Annotated in this window: 15 protein-coding genes; 9 read left to right on the top strand and 6 right to left on the bottom strand. The window is 61.4% G+C overall.

What is annotated here, in order from left to right; translation table 11 throughout:
• Positions 1-7 precede the first annotated feature (7 nt).
• The 9 genes from ACYZT8_RS12625 to ACYZT8_RS12585 all read left to right on the top strand — a co-directional run bounded on the left by ACYZT8_RS12625 (position 8) and on the right by ACYZT8_RS12585 (position 7,191).
• Complete coding sequence (locus ACYZT8_RS12625; protein ID WP_461981555.1) at positions 8-334, top strand: c-type cytochrome; 327 nt, start codon at positions 8-10, stop codon at positions 332-334.
• Complete coding sequence (locus ACYZT8_RS12620; RefSeq protein WP_461981553.1) at positions 331-1,509, top strand: cytochrome D1 domain-containing protein; 1,179 nt, start codon at positions 331-333, stop codon at positions 1,507-1,509. The genes ACYZT8_RS12625 and ACYZT8_RS12620 overlap by 4 nt, the downstream gene beginning before the upstream one ends.
• A 1-nt stretch (position 1,510) precedes the next feature.
• Positions 1,511-1,969, top strand: a complete 459-nt coding sequence (locus ACYZT8_RS12615; RefSeq protein ID WP_461981551.1) for an Lrp/AsnC family transcriptional regulator — start codon at positions 1,511-1,513, stop codon at positions 1,967-1,969.
• Complete coding sequence (ahbB, locus tag ACYZT8_RS12610) at positions 1,966-2,481, top strand: siroheme decarboxylase subunit beta (RefSeq protein WP_461981549.1); 516 nt, start codon at positions 1,966-1,968, stop codon at positions 2,479-2,481. The genes ACYZT8_RS12615 and ahbB (ACYZT8_RS12610) overlap by 4 nt, the downstream gene beginning before the upstream one ends.
• The gene (locus ACYZT8_RS12605; RefSeq protein ID WP_461981547.1) at positions 2,474-2,917 is read left to right on the top strand and encodes an Lrp/AsnC family transcriptional regulator; all 444 of its coding nucleotides are present in this window, start codon (positions 2,474-2,476) and stop codon (positions 2,915-2,917) included. Before ahbB (ACYZT8_RS12610) ends, ACYZT8_RS12605 begins: the two co-directional genes overlap by 8 nt.
• Entirely contained in the window at positions 2,892-3,407 is a 516-nt protein-coding gene (ahbB, locus tag ACYZT8_RS12600; RefSeq protein ID WP_461981545.1) for a siroheme decarboxylase subunit beta, read from the top strand. Before ACYZT8_RS12605 ends, ahbB (ACYZT8_RS12600) begins: the two co-directional genes overlap by 26 nt.
• Positions 3,408-3,612: 205 nt before the next feature.
• Positions 3,613-4,791: a heme d1 biosynthesis radical SAM protein NirJ gene (gene nirJ / locus ACYZT8_RS12595; protein WP_461981543.1), complete on the top strand. Its 1,179-nt coding sequence runs from the start codon at positions 3,613-3,615 to the stop codon at positions 4,789-4,791.
• Positions 4,792-4,861: 70 nt separating this feature from the next.
• Positions 4,862-5,701, top strand: a complete 840-nt coding sequence (cobA, locus tag ACYZT8_RS12590; RefSeq protein ID WP_461981541.1) for a uroporphyrinogen-III C-methyltransferase — start codon at positions 4,862-4,864, stop codon at positions 5,699-5,701.
• Entirely contained in the window at positions 5,698-7,191 is a 1,494-nt protein-coding gene (locus ACYZT8_RS12585) for a cytochrome D1 domain-containing protein (RefSeq protein WP_461981539.1), read from the top strand. Before cobA ends, ACYZT8_RS12585 begins: the two co-directional genes overlap by 4 nt.
• A gap of 184 nt (positions 7,192-7,375) precedes the next feature.
• On the opposite strand, the gene ACYZT8_RS12580 is transcribed toward ACYZT8_RS12585, so the two are convergent.
• The 6 genes from ACYZT8_RS12580 to nosZ form a co-directional block, all read right to left on the bottom strand.
• On the bottom strand, positions 7,376-8,119 hold the full coding sequence (locus ACYZT8_RS12580; RefSeq protein WP_461982438.1) for an SDR family NAD(P)-dependent oxidoreductase: 744 nt from the start codon (positions 8,117-8,119) through the stop codon (positions 7,376-7,378).
• Between the two features lie 131 nt (positions 8,120-8,250).
• A complete protein-coding gene (locus ACYZT8_RS12575) occupies positions 8,251-8,775 on the bottom strand; it encodes a nitrous oxide reductase accessory protein NosL (RefSeq protein ID WP_461981537.1) in 525 nt (174 codons plus the stop codon).
• 31 nt (positions 8,776-8,806) lie between these two features.
• Positions 8,807-9,637, bottom strand: coding sequence for an ABC transporter permease (locus ACYZT8_RS12570; protein WP_461981535.1), 831 nt, complete (start codon positions 9,635-9,637; stop codon positions 8,807-8,809).
• Positions 9,634-10,557, bottom strand: a complete 924-nt coding sequence (locus ACYZT8_RS12565; protein WP_461981533.1) for an ABC transporter ATP-binding protein — start codon at positions 10,555-10,557, stop codon at positions 9,634-9,636. Before ACYZT8_RS12565 ends, ACYZT8_RS12570 begins: the two co-directional genes overlap by 4 nt.
• Complete coding sequence (locus ACYZT8_RS12560) at positions 10,554-11,843, bottom strand: nitrous oxide reductase family maturation protein NosD (protein ID WP_461981531.1); 1,290 nt, start codon at positions 11,841-11,843, stop codon at positions 10,554-10,556. Before ACYZT8_RS12560 ends, ACYZT8_RS12565 begins: the two co-directional genes overlap by 4 nt.
• A gap of 27 nt (positions 11,844-11,870) precedes the next feature.
• Positions 11,871-13,793, bottom strand: coding sequence for a TAT-dependent nitrous-oxide reductase (gene nosZ, locus ACYZT8_RS12555; RefSeq protein ID WP_461982436.1), 1,923 nt, complete (start codon positions 13,791-13,793; stop codon positions 11,871-11,873).
• Positions 13,794-13,828: the final 35 nt, after the last annotated feature.

Below are 13,828 nucleotides of genomic sequence, written 5' to 3'. Positions count from 1 at the left end.
GGGCGTCATGATGGTTTATCGACACGCTGCAATTCTGGCGGCCCTCCTCCTCATTTGCGCAACTTCGGTTGCGGCGCCGGACGCCCAGCGTCAGGCACAACTCGAACACCTGCTGACCCAGGACTGCGGCGCCTGCCATGGGCTGCACCTGACCGGCGGGCTGGGTCCCGAGCTGACGCGCGCAGCGCTGGCCGGCAAGTCCAGGGACAGCCTGATTGCCACCGTCACCCAAGGCCGGCCCGGCACCGCAATGCCCGGTTGGGCCCCGTTGCTCAGCCCCGACGACATCCGTTGGCTGGTCGATCTTCTTCTCCAGGGATATCCCGCACCATGATCCGTTCAATCCTGCTGTCAGCAGCGACCGGGCTGTTGTTGTCCGCTTGCGTTCAGCCACCGTTGCGCGGCACCGGCGATCTGGGCGTGGTCGTGGAGCGCGCCACCGGCAGCGTGCAAATCATCGCAAGCGACACCCACACCGCGCTGGCCCGACTCGAAGGTTTTGGCGACCTGTCCCATGCCTCTGTAGTGTTCTCCCGCGACCAGCGCTTTGCCTATGTGTTCGGGCGCGACGGCGGGTTGAGCAAAATCGATTTGCTGACCCGGCGTATCGACCATCGCGTCATTCAGGGCGGCAACAGCATTGGCGGCGCCATCAGTCAGGACGGCAAATTGATTGCGGTGTCCAACTACGTACCCGGTGGCGTGAAGGTTTTCGATGCCGTCACCCTGCAACTGGTGGCCGATATTCCGGCCACGCCCCTGGCCGATGGCACCAAGCGCTCCCGGGTGGTCGGCCTGGTCGACGCGCCGGGGCAGCGTTTTGTCTTCAGCCTGTTCGACACCGGCGAGATCTGGACCGCCGATTTCAGTCAGGGCGGCACACCGCAAATCAGCCGTTTCACCGGCATCGGCCAGCAACCCTACGACGCCCTGATAACGCCCGATGGGCGCTATTACATGGCCGGATTGTTCGGCGAAGACGGCATGGCCCAACTTGACCTCTGGCACCCAGAGCGCGGTGTGCAGCGGGTACTCGGCGACTACGGCCGCGGTCAGGAAAAACTCCCGGTCTACAAGATGCCGCACCTGGAAGGCTGGGCCGTCGCCGATAACCAGGCCTTCGTGCCCGCCGTTGGCCGTCATCAAGTATTGGTGATGGATTCACGCACGTGGAAGCAGACCGCTGTGATCCCGGTCGCCGGTCAACCGGTGTTCGTCACATCACGCCCGGACGGTCGGCAGCTGTGGGTCAATTTCGCCTACCCGGACAACGATCGGGTGCAGGTCATCGACACCGAAACCCATGCCGTGGTCGCCGATCTGCACCCGGGCCCGGCGGTGCTGCACATGGAATTCACCGCCCGCGGTGACCAGTTGTGGCTGTCGTTACGCGACGGCGATCAGGTTCAGGTCTGGGATCCGTACAGCCTGAAGCTGCTCAGCACTCTGCCGGCCTCCGCGCCGAGTGGCATCTTCTTCAGCAGTCGCGCGCAGAAAATGGGGTATTGAAATGAACCTTGAGCTGCTCAGTCGCCAACTCATCGACCGCTTCCAGCACGGCATGCCGCTGTGCCCGTCGCCGTACAAGGAGATGGCCAGGATTCTTGGGTGCCGCGAATCGCAAGTGATGGCCTGCCTGGAAGAAATGGATCAGGCCGGCACCCTCTCACGCATCGGCCCGGTATTCGAACACAGCCGCGCCGGGGCCAGCACCCTCGCCGCCCTCGCCGTGCCCGCCGAACGCCTGCAACAGGTGGCCGATCGCGTCAGTCAGTACCCCGAGGTCAATCATAACTACGCACGGGAGCATCTCTACAACCTGTGGTTTGTGCTGACCGGCCCGGATCGGCAACACATCGACCGCGTGCTCAAAGAACTTGAAGACGACACCGGCCTCATGCCGCTGGACCTGCCGATGTTGACCGCCTTCCGCATCGACCTGGGCTTTGCCCTGGGAGAAAACCCATGACACCTGGATTGAGCCCCAAACAAGCACTGGCGCTGCGCCGCCACCTCGAAGGCGGGTTGCCATTGGTATCGCGCCCTTATCAGGCCCTCGCCGAACGGATAAACACTGACGAAGCCCGAGTGCTCGAGCAAATGCGCCAGTGGAGCGAGCAAGGACTGTTCCGCCGCGTCGGCCTGGTGCTGCACCATCGCGCGCTGGGCTTTACCGCCAACGCCATGCTGGTGCTGGATGTTCCGGACGCGCTGATCGACGAAGTCGGCCAGCGCCTGGGGCGAGCGCCCGGCATTAACCTTTGCTATCAACGGCCACGCCGCTTGCCGCAATGGCGTTACAACCTGTTTTGCATGGTTCACGGGCGTCAACGTGTTCACGTCGAGGCGCAGATCCAGGCGTTGCTCGAAGAACATCTGCTCAGCGACCTGCCCCATCAACTGCTGTTCAGCACGCACGTCTTCAAGCAGTGCGGCGGACGCTTTGCCCCCTCGCGAACAGGAGCACCGCACCATGGATGACCTCGACCGTCGCCTGATCAACCGTTTGCAATTGGGCCTGCCGCTGGTGCGCCACCCGTGGCAAGTACTGGCGGCTGAACTGGGCAGCAGCGCCACCGACCTCCTCGACCGACTGCACGCCCTGCTCGACGACGGTGTGCTCACACGCTTCGGCCCGATGTTCGACATCGAACGGCTGGGCGGCGCCTTCACCCTCGCCGCGCTGGCGGTGCCGGAAGAACGTTTCGAGGAGGTTGCCGAGCAACTGCATGACATGCCCGAAGTGGCGCACAACTACCGACGCGAGCACGCCTGGAACATGTGGTTCGTGCTCGGCTGCGCGACCGAACACGCCATCGCCGAGACGCTGCAGCGCATCGAAACCTTGACGGGTCTGCCGTTGCTCAACCTGCCCAAAGAGGAGACTTACCATGTCGGTCTGTATTTCCCGGTCTGAAGACGCCCTCGCCCAGCGGCTGATCGCGTTGACCCAGGCCGGTCTGCCGCTACTGGACGACCCTTGGGCGTGGCTCGCCGAACAGTTGGAACTGAGCATCGAATCCACCCTGGACCTGCTCAAACGCTTGCAGGTCGAGGGCGCGATCCGGCGGATCGCCGCCGTGCCCAATCACTACCGCCTCGGCTACCGCCACAACGGCATGACCGTCTGGGACGTGCGTGATGCAGACATGCCGCGCCTCGGCGCACTGATCGGCGCACAACCCTTCGTCAGCCACTGTTACCGGCGCCCGCGCCAAACCACCTGGCGCTACAACCTGTTCGCCATGGTTCATGGCCGCAGCGCCGATGAAATCAACAGCTACCGCGAGCACCTGCGCTACTTGCTGGGTGACGCCTGTGTCGCCGACGAGATGCTGGTGAGCAGCCGCATCCTGAAAAAAACCGGCTTGCGCTTAACGCCAGTCAGTACCACGCAGACCTCGTAGCAGCTGTCGAGCTTGCGAGGCTGCGTTCGGCGACGCAGTCGTCGTGAAATCAGACACTGCGGTGCCCCAGGAATACCGCGTTCGCAGGGTTTACGACGACTGCGTCGCCGAACGCAGCCTCGCACGCTCGACAGCTGCTACGGGCGTCAGGTTTGCGTTTAATACCCACGTCGCGCTGAACACGTGATGATTCAAGGAGATTTGCATGTTGAGGATCAGCCAATACCTGCGTGCGCTGACCGGCCAGACGCCTGCGCCCAGAACCAGTCCACCGGGCAGCAACCGCCCGCCAGTGGTGATCTGGAACCTGCTCAGGCGCTGCAACCTGACCTGCAAACACTGCTACGCCACTTCAGCCGACAGTGTCTTTCGCGACGAACTGGATACAGCCGCCGCGCTGACCGTAATCGACGACCTGCACGATGCCGGGGTGAAGGTATTGATTCTTTCGGGAGGCGAGCCGCTGCTGCGCGAGGATCTGTTTGTGCTCAGTGCGTACGCCCGCGCCAAGGGTTTCTTTGTGGCCTTGTCCACCAACGGCACGCTGATCGATGAGCAGAACATCGCGCAGATCAGCGCGGCGAATTTCGACTACGTCGGGATCAGCATCGATGGCCTTGAAGCCACACATGATGCCTTCCGCCAACTCAAGGGCAGCTTCGCCCGCTCCATGCACGCGGTCCGGCTCTGTCGCGAACAGGGTATCCGTGTCGGCCTGCGTACGACGCTGACGCAGGAGAACCACACGCAGTTGCCGCAGTTACTGGCGCTGATGCGCGAGTACGACGTGCAAAAGTTTTACCTGTCGCACCTCAACTACAGCGGTCGCGGTAAACGCAGCCGCAAACTCGATGCGCAACAGCAGATGAGCCGCGAGGCCATGACGTTGATCTTCGAGCGCGCCTGGGACGACATCCAACAAGGCCACGACAGCGATTTCGTCAGCGGCAACAACGATGCCGACGCCATCCTCCTGCTGCAATGGGCAGCCCTTCGTCTTCCCGAGCATCACCCACGCCTGGAAAACATGCTCCGCGCCTGGGGCGGCAACGCATCCGGCAGCGGCATCGCCAACATCGACAACACCGGCGAAGTGCACCCGGACACCTACTGGTGGCAGCACTCGGTGGGCAATGTCCGGCGCACACCCTTCCGCACGCTGTGGCTGGATCAGCCGGATGCGCTGCTGTCGAAATTGCGTGAGCATCCCCGCGCCATTGGCGGCCGTTGTGCGCAATGCCGCTGGTTGCCCATCTGCAACGGCAACACCCGCACCCGCGCCTGGGCCGAGGGTGATCTCTGGGGCCAGGACCCCGGCTGTCATCTGAGCGATGACGAAATCGGTAGATCGCCGTTAACCACCATCCCTTGCATCACCCACTGAATTGCCCGTCCGGCCCACCACCTGAAAAAGGCTGGGGCCGGCCAACCTGATGAAGCACCAAGGACGTCCCATGCCTCCATCGATTGCTATACCGGCCACACTTGAGTCCCCGTTCAGACCGGGCGAAGTTGCTCTGGTCGGCGCGGGTCCTGGCGATCCACGCCTGCTGACCTTGCGCGCCTGGAGCCTGTTGATGCAGGCCGACGCAGTCGTCTATGACCGCCTCATCAGCGACGAACTGCTGACGTTGATCCCTCTGACCTGCGCGCGGCATTACGTCGGCAAGGCCAGCGGCTGCCACAGCCTGCCTCAGGAACAGATCAACGAACTGCTCGCCGACCTCGCCGATCAGGGGCAACGCGTGGTTCGACTCAAGGGTGGCGACCCGTTCATCTTCGGTCGTGGCGCCGAGGAGCTGGAGTACCTGCTGCAACGCGGTGTTGACTGCCAGGTAGTGCCAGGCATTACCGCCGCTTCCGGCTGCAGCGCTTACGCGGGCATACCGTTGACCCACCGGGACCTGGTCAATTCCTGCCGATTCATTACCGGCCATTTGCAACGCAATGGCGAGTTGTCGCTGCCCTGGAGCAGCCTCGCAGATAGCAGCCAGACGTTGGTGTTTTACATGGGGTTGTCGAACCTGGGGATCATCGCTCAACGCTTGATCGAAGCAGGGATGTCGGCGGACACACCGGCGGCGCTGATCAGCAACGGCACGCGTCCCGACCAGCACGTCGCTCGGGGCAGGCTGCACCAATTGCCGACCCTCGCGCTGGATTGTCCACCGGGCATTCCGACACTGACGGTGATCGGCACAGTGGTCGATCTGTTTGCCGCAGAACAACTGGAATACCCGGCGCGGCTTTATCCGGCCCAAGCACTGCAACGCCATGCCAAGGTGGCGATATGAGGCGCATGGTCCTTGCCCACGTGTTATGGGTCAGTGCGGCGCAGGCCGGCGCAACGGTTCCGGCACTTGAACAGGCCGCGCAAAACTATCAGCAGCATTGCCAGAGTTGCCATGGTGCCAACCGTTTCGGCGGTGCGGGGCCTGCGTTGTTGCCGGAGAGTCTCAGCCGAATCAAACCCGATGAAATTCGCAGTGTGATCCAGAACGGTCGCCCCGCGAGCCAGATGGCCGGCTATGCCAACGTGTTCAGCCCCGCGCAGATCGACGGGCTGGTGGACTACCTTCAGCAACCGCCCGTCACCCCGCCGACCTGGAGCAATGACGACATTCTCGCCAGTCACGCGATACTCGCCGATATCAGCAAGCTGCCCACCACGCCGCAGCATGGCGCCGACCCGCTGAACCTGTTCGTGGTGGTGGAAGCCGGCGACCATCACATCGACATCCTCGACGGTGACCGCTTTGAGGTGCTGGCGCGGTTTGCGTCGCACTTTGCCGTGCATGGCGGGCCGAAGTTCTCGCCGGACGGGCGCTTCGTCTACTTCGCCTCCCGTGACGGCTGGATCAGCCTGTATGACTTGCACAACCTGAAACTGATCGCCGAGGTTCGCGCCGGGCTCAATACCCGCAATCTGGCGGTGAGCAAGGATGGACGCTGGGTGCTGGTGGGTAACTATCTGCCGGGCAATCTTGTCGTACTCGATGCCCGCGATCTGTCGCTGGTCAAAACCATTGCCACGATCGGGCAGGACGGCACCGCGTCACGGGTCAGTGCGGTCTACTCCGCCCCGCCGCGCGACAGCTTCATCGTGGCGCTCAAGGATGTGAAGGAAGTCTGGGAGCTGCCCTGGGCCGGCACCCCGGATTTCCAGCCACGACGGATCCCTGCCGGGGATGTTCTCGACGACTTTTCCTTTTCACCGGACTACACACAATTGCTGGCCACCTCGCGCAAAGCCAAGGGCGGCCAGGTGATCGACCTCGACAGTGGCAAGGTCGTCACTGACATACCGCTGCCGGGCATGCCGCACCTGGGGTCGGGGACCTATTGGCAACGTAACGGTGAGTGGGTATTCGCCACACCGAATATCAGCAAGGGGCTGATCTCGGTCATCGACTTCAAGACCTGGAAACTGATCAAGGAAATCCCGACCCTGGGGCCGGGGTTCTTCATGCGCAGTCACGTCAACTCCCGATACGCCTGGACCGACGTGTTCTTTGGGCCCGACAACGATGCGATCCACCTGATCGACAAACAGACCCTTGAGATCGCCCATACCTTGCGCCCGATGCCTGGCAAGACCGCCGCGCACGTCGAGTTCACCCGCGACGGTCGTTACCTGCTGCTGAGCATCTGGGCCACTGACGGTGCGCTGATCGTTTACGACAGCAACACCCTCAAGGAGATCAAACGCATCCCGATGAACAAGCCTTCGGGCAAGTACAACGTGGGCAACAAGATTGAGTTTGCCGAGGGGACTTCACACTAGGGCTTGTGCCCCAATACCGAAATATACATCGCACTTGTGGCGAGGGAGCTTGCTCCCGCTGGGGCGCGCAGCGCCCCTACAATCCGTCACTGGGTACATTCAGATTAAACGCAGGCGCTGGTTTCACGACTGCTACGCAGCCGAGCGGGAGCAAGCTCCCTCGCCACAGGTTTGTCTTCGCCCTTTAACCCAAGGTGTATCCGTTATCGACTTTCCAGTCCTGACCGTAAACACCGCGAGCCCCCTGCGACAACTGAAAGACAATCACGTTGGCCACCGCTGACGCATCGAGAAAATGACCGGGCAACAGTCGTTTGCCAAGGGTGTCGGCGACGTCGCCGAGTTCTCCTTCGTCAAGGCCCAGGTTGTCCCACATCGAGGTCGCGGTCGGTCCCGGGGAGACCAGATTGATGCGCACATCAAAGCGCGCAAATTCCACCGCCAGGGTCCGCGCCTGAGCCGCGAGCGCGGCCTTGCTGGCAATGCAGGCGGCCAGCCCGGGGAAACTCGAACCGGTCAGGAAACTCCCGACAAACACCACCGACGCCGGACTCGCCAATTCACCCCGCAGCGCCGCCAGGGTGCTTAAAGCACCGGCGCCGTTGACCGCCCACTGGCGCTGGAAGGCTTGCATATCCAGGCTGTCGGCCATTTCGGCGATACCCGCATTGGGCACCAGATAATCCACCGGGCCCATCGTCGCAGCGCGCTCGGTCAGCTCGCGCAGGTCTTGCTGATTCGTGACGTCTCCGGCAAACCACTGCAACCGTTCGCCGTAGATCTGCTGCAAGGTCGGCAAATCGCCGACGGTCCGTGACATCGCCAGCACCTTGACCCCGCGCGGCAAAAGCGCGGCACACAAGGCCAAGCCAATACCGGAGCTGGCGCCGGTGATCACGGCCACACGATCCTGAAACTCGGTTTGCATCATGTTCTCCTGGGCATCGCTGATGCCAAGCATTGGGGACATTGCGAACCCCTATCTTTGAACAAGTGCAAAAATACCGACTTGACGGCGATCAGCTTTTTTTCCAAGGCATGGGGGATTAACGGCCGGGATCAATGCGTCAAATGCGACATGCTCGACTGCTGAAGCACTGCCTGATCAATATCGCTGAACCGCAGCACACGACCGCCCTGCTCGGTCGCCAGTTTTTCAGCGGCCTGCTGGCTGGAGAAAGACGCCAGCACCACACCCATTGCGCCTTTGAGCCGGGTGCCGACGACATAAAAAGCATCCTTGGCATCGATCAGGTGGGAATCGTCCGGTGCGTTCCATGGACTGCGGCCCATGTCGTGGACGTACAACTTTGCATCGCCATGATGATTTTCCGGCTGCAACCACCACCCGATCATTTCCGCCGTGGAGCAGAATTTTTTGGCGCCACTGCGCTCGACCACTTCACCCTTGGGCCCGGGAAAACCGTCGATGATCATGCCGCAGACATGGCACTCATCACTGGGATGAAAGGCTGTGGGAGCGTCGCTGTAGGTGGATTGCACCGGTTTTTCACACGCCGCCAACAGCAGGCAGACCATCACGGCCGCGACGGTACATACCGTCGTCAAATAACGTTTGTTCATCGTCAGGTACTCCAGAAACCAAAGTGTGAATTCATGTCGCCCGTCGATGGAACAGCAGCCAGGCCGAGCCCAAAGGCACCACCACCCACAACAACAGGCACAGCCAAAGTATCGCGCCGGGTAGCGGAAGATCGGTGCCCAGCGTCAGCACGCCAGCGCTACCGGCGCCAGGCTCAAAACCGGAGAGATTGATCAAGCGATAGATGTCGGCAGGATTGAGCAGCAACAGCCAGGGCAGGATCTTCGGGCTGAACGGCCCTTCGCTGAGCACCAGCAATGCCAGCAGCGCCAGGTCGAACACCAGCACGAAGAAGAACCAGACACCCAGCGCCAGCCCGGCCGCCGTGGATTTCTCGGCCGACACACTGCTCAGCCCATAGGCCATCCCCAGAAACCCCCAGCCCAGCAACGTCGATGACGCCATGAAGCGGCCAAAGGCCCAGAGCAGCAGGCTCAAATCGACATCGTTGACCAGCACGGCGATTGCCAGCGTCGCGCAACCGAAACCAATCAGCGTGGCCAGCGCCAGGATGAGGCCGTGGCCCACAAACTTGCCGAGCAAGATGTGCCCGCGCCCTAGCGGATAGGTCAGCAACAGCAGCAACGTGCCGCTTTCGTCCTCGCCGACGATGGCGTCATAGGCCAACAGCAAGGCAATCAGCGGCATCAGAAATGTCGCCAGACTGGTCAGGCTCGCGATGGTGGCAGGCACCGAGGTAAAGCCCAACTGACCGGAAGCGGCGGCGCCCAACCAGGCAATGCCAGTCGCCAGCACCGCGAACAACAGGCTGATCGCCAACAACCAACGGTTGCGAAAACCGTCATTGAACTCCTTGCGGGCCATGTTCCAGACAGCGTTCATACGGTCTCCCCGATCGGCGCCGCACCGGCTCGACTCATGTAAAAGCGGTAAATGTCTTCCAGTGACGGCTGATGAATTTCCACGTCGGCCGGTTCGTCTTCATTGAGCAGTTGGCGCAACAACCCCAGTTTGCTGCCATTGAGCGCGGCCACTTCAAGACCTTCGACGCCCCAGCGCTGGGTGATATGACCGGCGTTGTTCCACGATTTCTGCAAGGGCCCCGCATGCTTGAGCCCATTGGCGCGGATCAGCGTCGGCAACCCGGCTTCCTCGCGCAAACTGCGCAGACTGCCCAGCGCCAGCAAGCGCCCCTGGGTCAGAATCGCGGCACGATTGATGTGCGCTTCGACACCCGGCAATACGTGGGAACAGAGAATAATGCTGGTGCCCTGACTTCGCAGTCTGTCCAGTAACCGATACAGGTCTTGAGTGGCAATGGGATCGAGGCCGACGGTCGGCTCGTCGAGCAGTAACAAACGCGGCTCGCCCAGCAAGGCTTGCGCGAGTCCAAGACGTTGGCGCATGCCCTTGGAGTAAGTCTTGACCGGTCGATGCGCCGCGCCCGCCAGACCGACTTCCTCCAGCAATGTGTCCACCTGCGCGACCGCTGCGCCTTTGAGTCGCGCAAAATGACGCAAGGTCTCAAGACCGCTCAGCTGCGGGTAAAAGGTCACGTTTTCCGGCAGATAACCGAGCAGGCGCCGCACGTGGGGATCACTGGGCAAGCGGCCAAACACCCGGACCTGCCCTTCGCTGGGCTGGAGCAGGCCCAGCACCAGTTTCATGCTGGTGGTCTTGCCCGCGCCGTTGTGCCCGAACAAGCCCAGCACTTCACCTTCGGCCAGGCTGAGGTTCAATTGATGCAACACCGTGGCGTGCCCATAACGCTGGCTGACGCCTTCCAGGTCAATGACGTTCATGCGGCAGGCTCCTGGGTCAGGGTTTGAGTGGATGACTTCATCAGCGGATGACTGTCCAGCACCCCCGGCGATTTCATCACCGGGAAGGCCCGTTGCACCCAGCGCAGCAACTCGATACCGGGGCTGTTCATCAACAGCCGTACCTGCGGGTACAGCCATAGCAGACGGTCGACGTTGTCATTGGGTTCGTAGGCGATGTCGCCCAGGCCATCGTTGTTACGGTCCCAGCCCAGGTAGTCGCTCCAGTAATTGCCTCGGCCATCCGCCGACCATTCCTGCAAACGGGTGGCAACGTACTTGACCTGCCGCTGGTTGCCGACAAAAGCGTTGTCGGCGATGCGGTTATCTTCCGAGCCCGCGGTGAGATGGATGCCCACGGCGCTGTGCTCGAAGTGGTTATGTTCGATGGTGTTGAACAGCGAGTTGTAGATGAACAGCGCCTTGCCCTCGGCGCCGCTGATCATGCTGTCGCCGGTCGAGCCGTCGCGCACGTCAGTGACGAAGTTGTCACGCAAGGTTGAGTAAGTGATGTAGTTCATCAGGATCCCGTAGTTCTGATCCTGCTCGGAGCGATTGCCGATCACCGTGAGCTTGCGGCTTTGCATCAAGGCGTAGCCGGTGCGGGTACGTCGGGTGGTGTTGCCGATCAGTTGGTTATCGTTGGCGAACATGTAATGCACGCCGTAGCGCAGGTCTTCCAGGGTATTGCCCTGCAGCAGATTGCCGTTGGAAGTGTCGATGTAGATGCCGTCGCGGGTGTCGCGGACCTGATTGCCAATGACCTTGGCGCCATGCACCGCATACAGATGAATACCGTTGCCACGATCCTGGGAGCGCATCGTCGGATCACCCTGAATGCGATTGTCGATCAGGCTCACATCCTGCGTACCATCGACCCAGATACCGAAACCCCGACCTTGCAGGCGGTTACCTTTGATCACCGCACCATGGGCCTTTGGCTGGATGAACAGCCCCGCGTTCATCGCGGTAAGGTCATGCCCCCAATCCAGAAACGTGCAGCCCTCGATACCGACATCCGGCGCACTGATAATCAAGCCGTTGCCCTGCCCCTCGCCCTGAAACACCGCGCCCGGCTCGCAGACGATCTGCATCGGTTGATCGACGCTGAACGAGCCACGGTATTCCCCGGCTGGCAGGTGCCAGCGTTGCTCGGCGTCCACCTTCAACGGCAACGCGGTAATGGGTTGCACCGCCAGCGCGCTGCCGGACATCAGCAGGAGCGCAAGCGCAATGACCTTCGCCGGTTTTGCCTTGATGTCGGTCATTGGCCCGCTCCTGTCGATGGGCAATGGTCAGGCCTTCTCGACCAGCATGCGGCCGACCATTTCCATGTGCAGCGCATGGCAGAACCAGCTGCAGTAGTACCAATGCAGGCCAGCCTTGTCGGCGGTGAAGGTGATCGATGAGGTCTGCTGCGGGCTGATCTCCATGCTCACGCCATGGTTGGTCATCACAAAGCCGTGGGTCACGTCTTCAATCTGGTCGATGTTGGTGATGGTCACCGTGACCTCGTTGCCCTGTTTGACGGTGAACTCCGGCAGGCCGTAGGCCGGGGCCATCGAGGTCATGTAGACACGGACTTTATTACCGTCGCGGATGACCTTGTTGTCGGTCTCCAGCTTGATCCCGTCCTTGGCGGCGATCGCCACGGTTTCAGCGAAAAACGGGTCGTTGCGGTCCCAGATTTTCTTGGTCTTGATCTGGTCGCGCCGGGCCATGATGCAATCGTGGGGTTCGGCGAAGGCCGGGCCGTCGTGTACCAGTTTCATTTCCTCGCCGGAGATGTCGATCAATTGATCGTTTTCCGGGTGCAACGGGCCGGTCGGCAGGAAGCGGTCCTTGGAAAACTTGCTCAGGACCATCAGCCATTTGCCGTCGGCTTCGCTGGTTTCAGTCAGCGACGCATGGTTATGGCCCGGTTGGTACTGCACATCGAGTTTCTGCTTGATGTAGTTGACCTTCTCGCCGGTGTACGCGCGGATCGCCTCCTCCACGTTCCACTTCACCACCTGGCTGTCGATAAACAGCGTGGTGTAGGCATTGCCGCGGCCATCGTAGGTAGTGTGAAGCGGGCCCAGACCCAGTTCCGGCTCGCCGACCACCACGTCGCGCGGGTCCTTGAATTTGTCGTCGAACAGATCATCGAGCTTGGCGATGGCAATGATGGTGCAGGTCGGCGAAAGCTTGCCGTTGGCAATGAAGTACTTGCCATCGGGCGAGGTATTGAGGCCGTGGGGGTTCTTCGGCGTCGGGATGTATCGGGTGAACGCGCTGTCCTTGCCATCGGTTTTACGACCGTCGACCACCGGTACTTTCGAGCCGTCCAGGGTGATGAACTTGCCGGCCTTGATCGCCGCTTCGATGCGCGGGATGTTGAACACCACTACCCAATCGCGCTCGTTGCGCATCATGCCGCCCAGGTCGTAGGCCTTCTCCGAGTTGTAGCAGGTGGACGCCGCGTACTTGCCTGTGTAGTCGGCGTCGGTGTTATCCAGGTTGCCATCGACGATGACCTGGAAGGCCATCTCCATCTTCTCGGCATCAATCGCGTTGAACATCGTGTAGCTGTTCTTGTCCTGCAGGTCGAAGGTGCTGCCGTCATTGGGGTGCGGAATCACGAATTCGGCATTGGCGAATACGTATTTTGTGTGCGGGACTTTCTGCAGGCGCAGCCCGTGAACGGCTTGCACATTAGGCACGGTGAGCATCTTGTCGCACTTCATGATATCCAGACGGATACGCGCAACGCGGCTGTTGGCCTTGTCATTGATGAACAGGTATTTGCCGTCGTACTTGCCGTCGGTCATCGACAAATGCGGGTGGTGGCAGTCGCCATTCTGGAAATGCGCGCTGTCGCCCATGATCCGTTTGCTTTCGTTGGTCAGACCCCAGCCGGTGGCGGAATCGACGTTGAACACCGGAACACGCAACAATTCGCGCATCGACGGAATGCCCATGATTCGCACTTCGCCCTGATGGCCGCCGCTCCAGAAACCGTAGTATTCGTCGAGCTCGCCCGGTCCGACGTGGGTTTTCGATTGCGCGTCCTTGGCCGCAGCCGCCCAGGTTTCACGGGTGAACACTGCGCCACCAAGGGCCGTGGCGCCCGCCAGTACCGCGCCGGTCACCGCGCTGGTGCCCAGGAAGCCGCGACGACTGAGGCCGGTCGATTCCGGCACTTCAGCTACTTTTTTGGATTCTGTGTCGTTCATCAGGTGTTTTCCTTGAAGGGATAAAAACGGTCACTGCG

The sequence above is a fragment of the Pseudomonas sp. LB3P93 genome (assembly GCF_054898025.1).
The sequence above is the reverse complement of the archived record's forward strand: the minus strand, read 5'-3'. Positions and strand labels throughout refer to the sequence as shown.

What these genes read in the sequence shown, in the direction of transcription:
- ACYZT8_RS12565 (WP_461981533.1), bottom strand. Translation starts at nt 10,557, where the DNA reads ATGAACGTCATTGACCTGGAAGGCGTCAGCCAGCGTTATGGGCACGCC.
- ACYZT8_RS12620 (WP_461981553.1), top strand. Translation starts at nt 331, where the DNA reads ATGATCCGTTCAATCCTGCTGTCAGCAGCGACCGGGCTGTTGTTGTCC.
- ahbB (WP_461981549.1), top strand. Translation starts at nt 1,966, where the DNA reads ATGACACCTGGATTGAGCCCCAAACAAGCACTGGCGCTGCGCCGCCAC.
- ACYZT8_RS12575 (WP_461981537.1), bottom strand. Translation starts at nt 8,775, where the DNA reads ATGAACAAACGTTATTTGACGACGGTATGTACCGTCGCGGCCGTGATG.
- ACYZT8_RS12580 (WP_461982438.1), bottom strand. Translation starts at nt 8,119, where the DNA reads ATGCAAACCGAGTTTCAGGATCGTGTGGCCGTGATCACCGGCGCCAGC.
- cobA (WP_461981541.1), top strand. Translation starts at nt 4,862, where the DNA reads ATGCCTCCATCGATTGCTATACCGGCCACACTTGAGTCCCCGTTCAGA.
- ACYZT8_RS12615 (WP_461981551.1), top strand. Translation starts at nt 1,511, where the DNA reads ATGAACCTTGAGCTGCTCAGTCGCCAACTCATCGACCGCTTCCAGCAC.
- nirJ (WP_461981543.1), top strand. Translation starts at nt 3,613, where the DNA reads ATGTTGAGGATCAGCCAATACCTGCGTGCGCTGACCGGCCAGACGCCT.
- ACYZT8_RS12570 (WP_461981535.1), bottom strand. Translation starts at nt 9,637, where the DNA reads ATGAACGCTGTCTGGAACATGGCCCGCAAGGAGTTCAATGACGGTTTT.
- ACYZT8_RS12625 (WP_461981555.1), top strand. Translation starts at nt 8, where the DNA reads ATGATGGTTTATCGACACGCTGCAATTCTGGCGGCCCTCCTCCTCATT.
- ahbB (WP_461981545.1), top strand. Translation starts at nt 2,892, where the DNA reads ATGTCGGTCTGTATTTCCCGGTCTGAAGACGCCCTCGCCCAGCGGCTG.
- ACYZT8_RS12605 (WP_461981547.1), top strand. Translation starts at nt 2,474, where the DNA reads ATGGATGACCTCGACCGTCGCCTGATCAACCGTTTGCAATTGGGCCTG.
- ACYZT8_RS12560 (WP_461981531.1), bottom strand. Translation starts at nt 11,843, where the DNA reads ATGACCGACATCAAGGCAAAACCGGCGAAGGTCATTGCGCTTGCGCTC.
- ACYZT8_RS12585 (WP_461981539.1), top strand. Translation starts at nt 5,698, where the DNA reads ATGAGGCGCATGGTCCTTGCCCACGTGTTATGGGTCAGTGCGGCGCAG.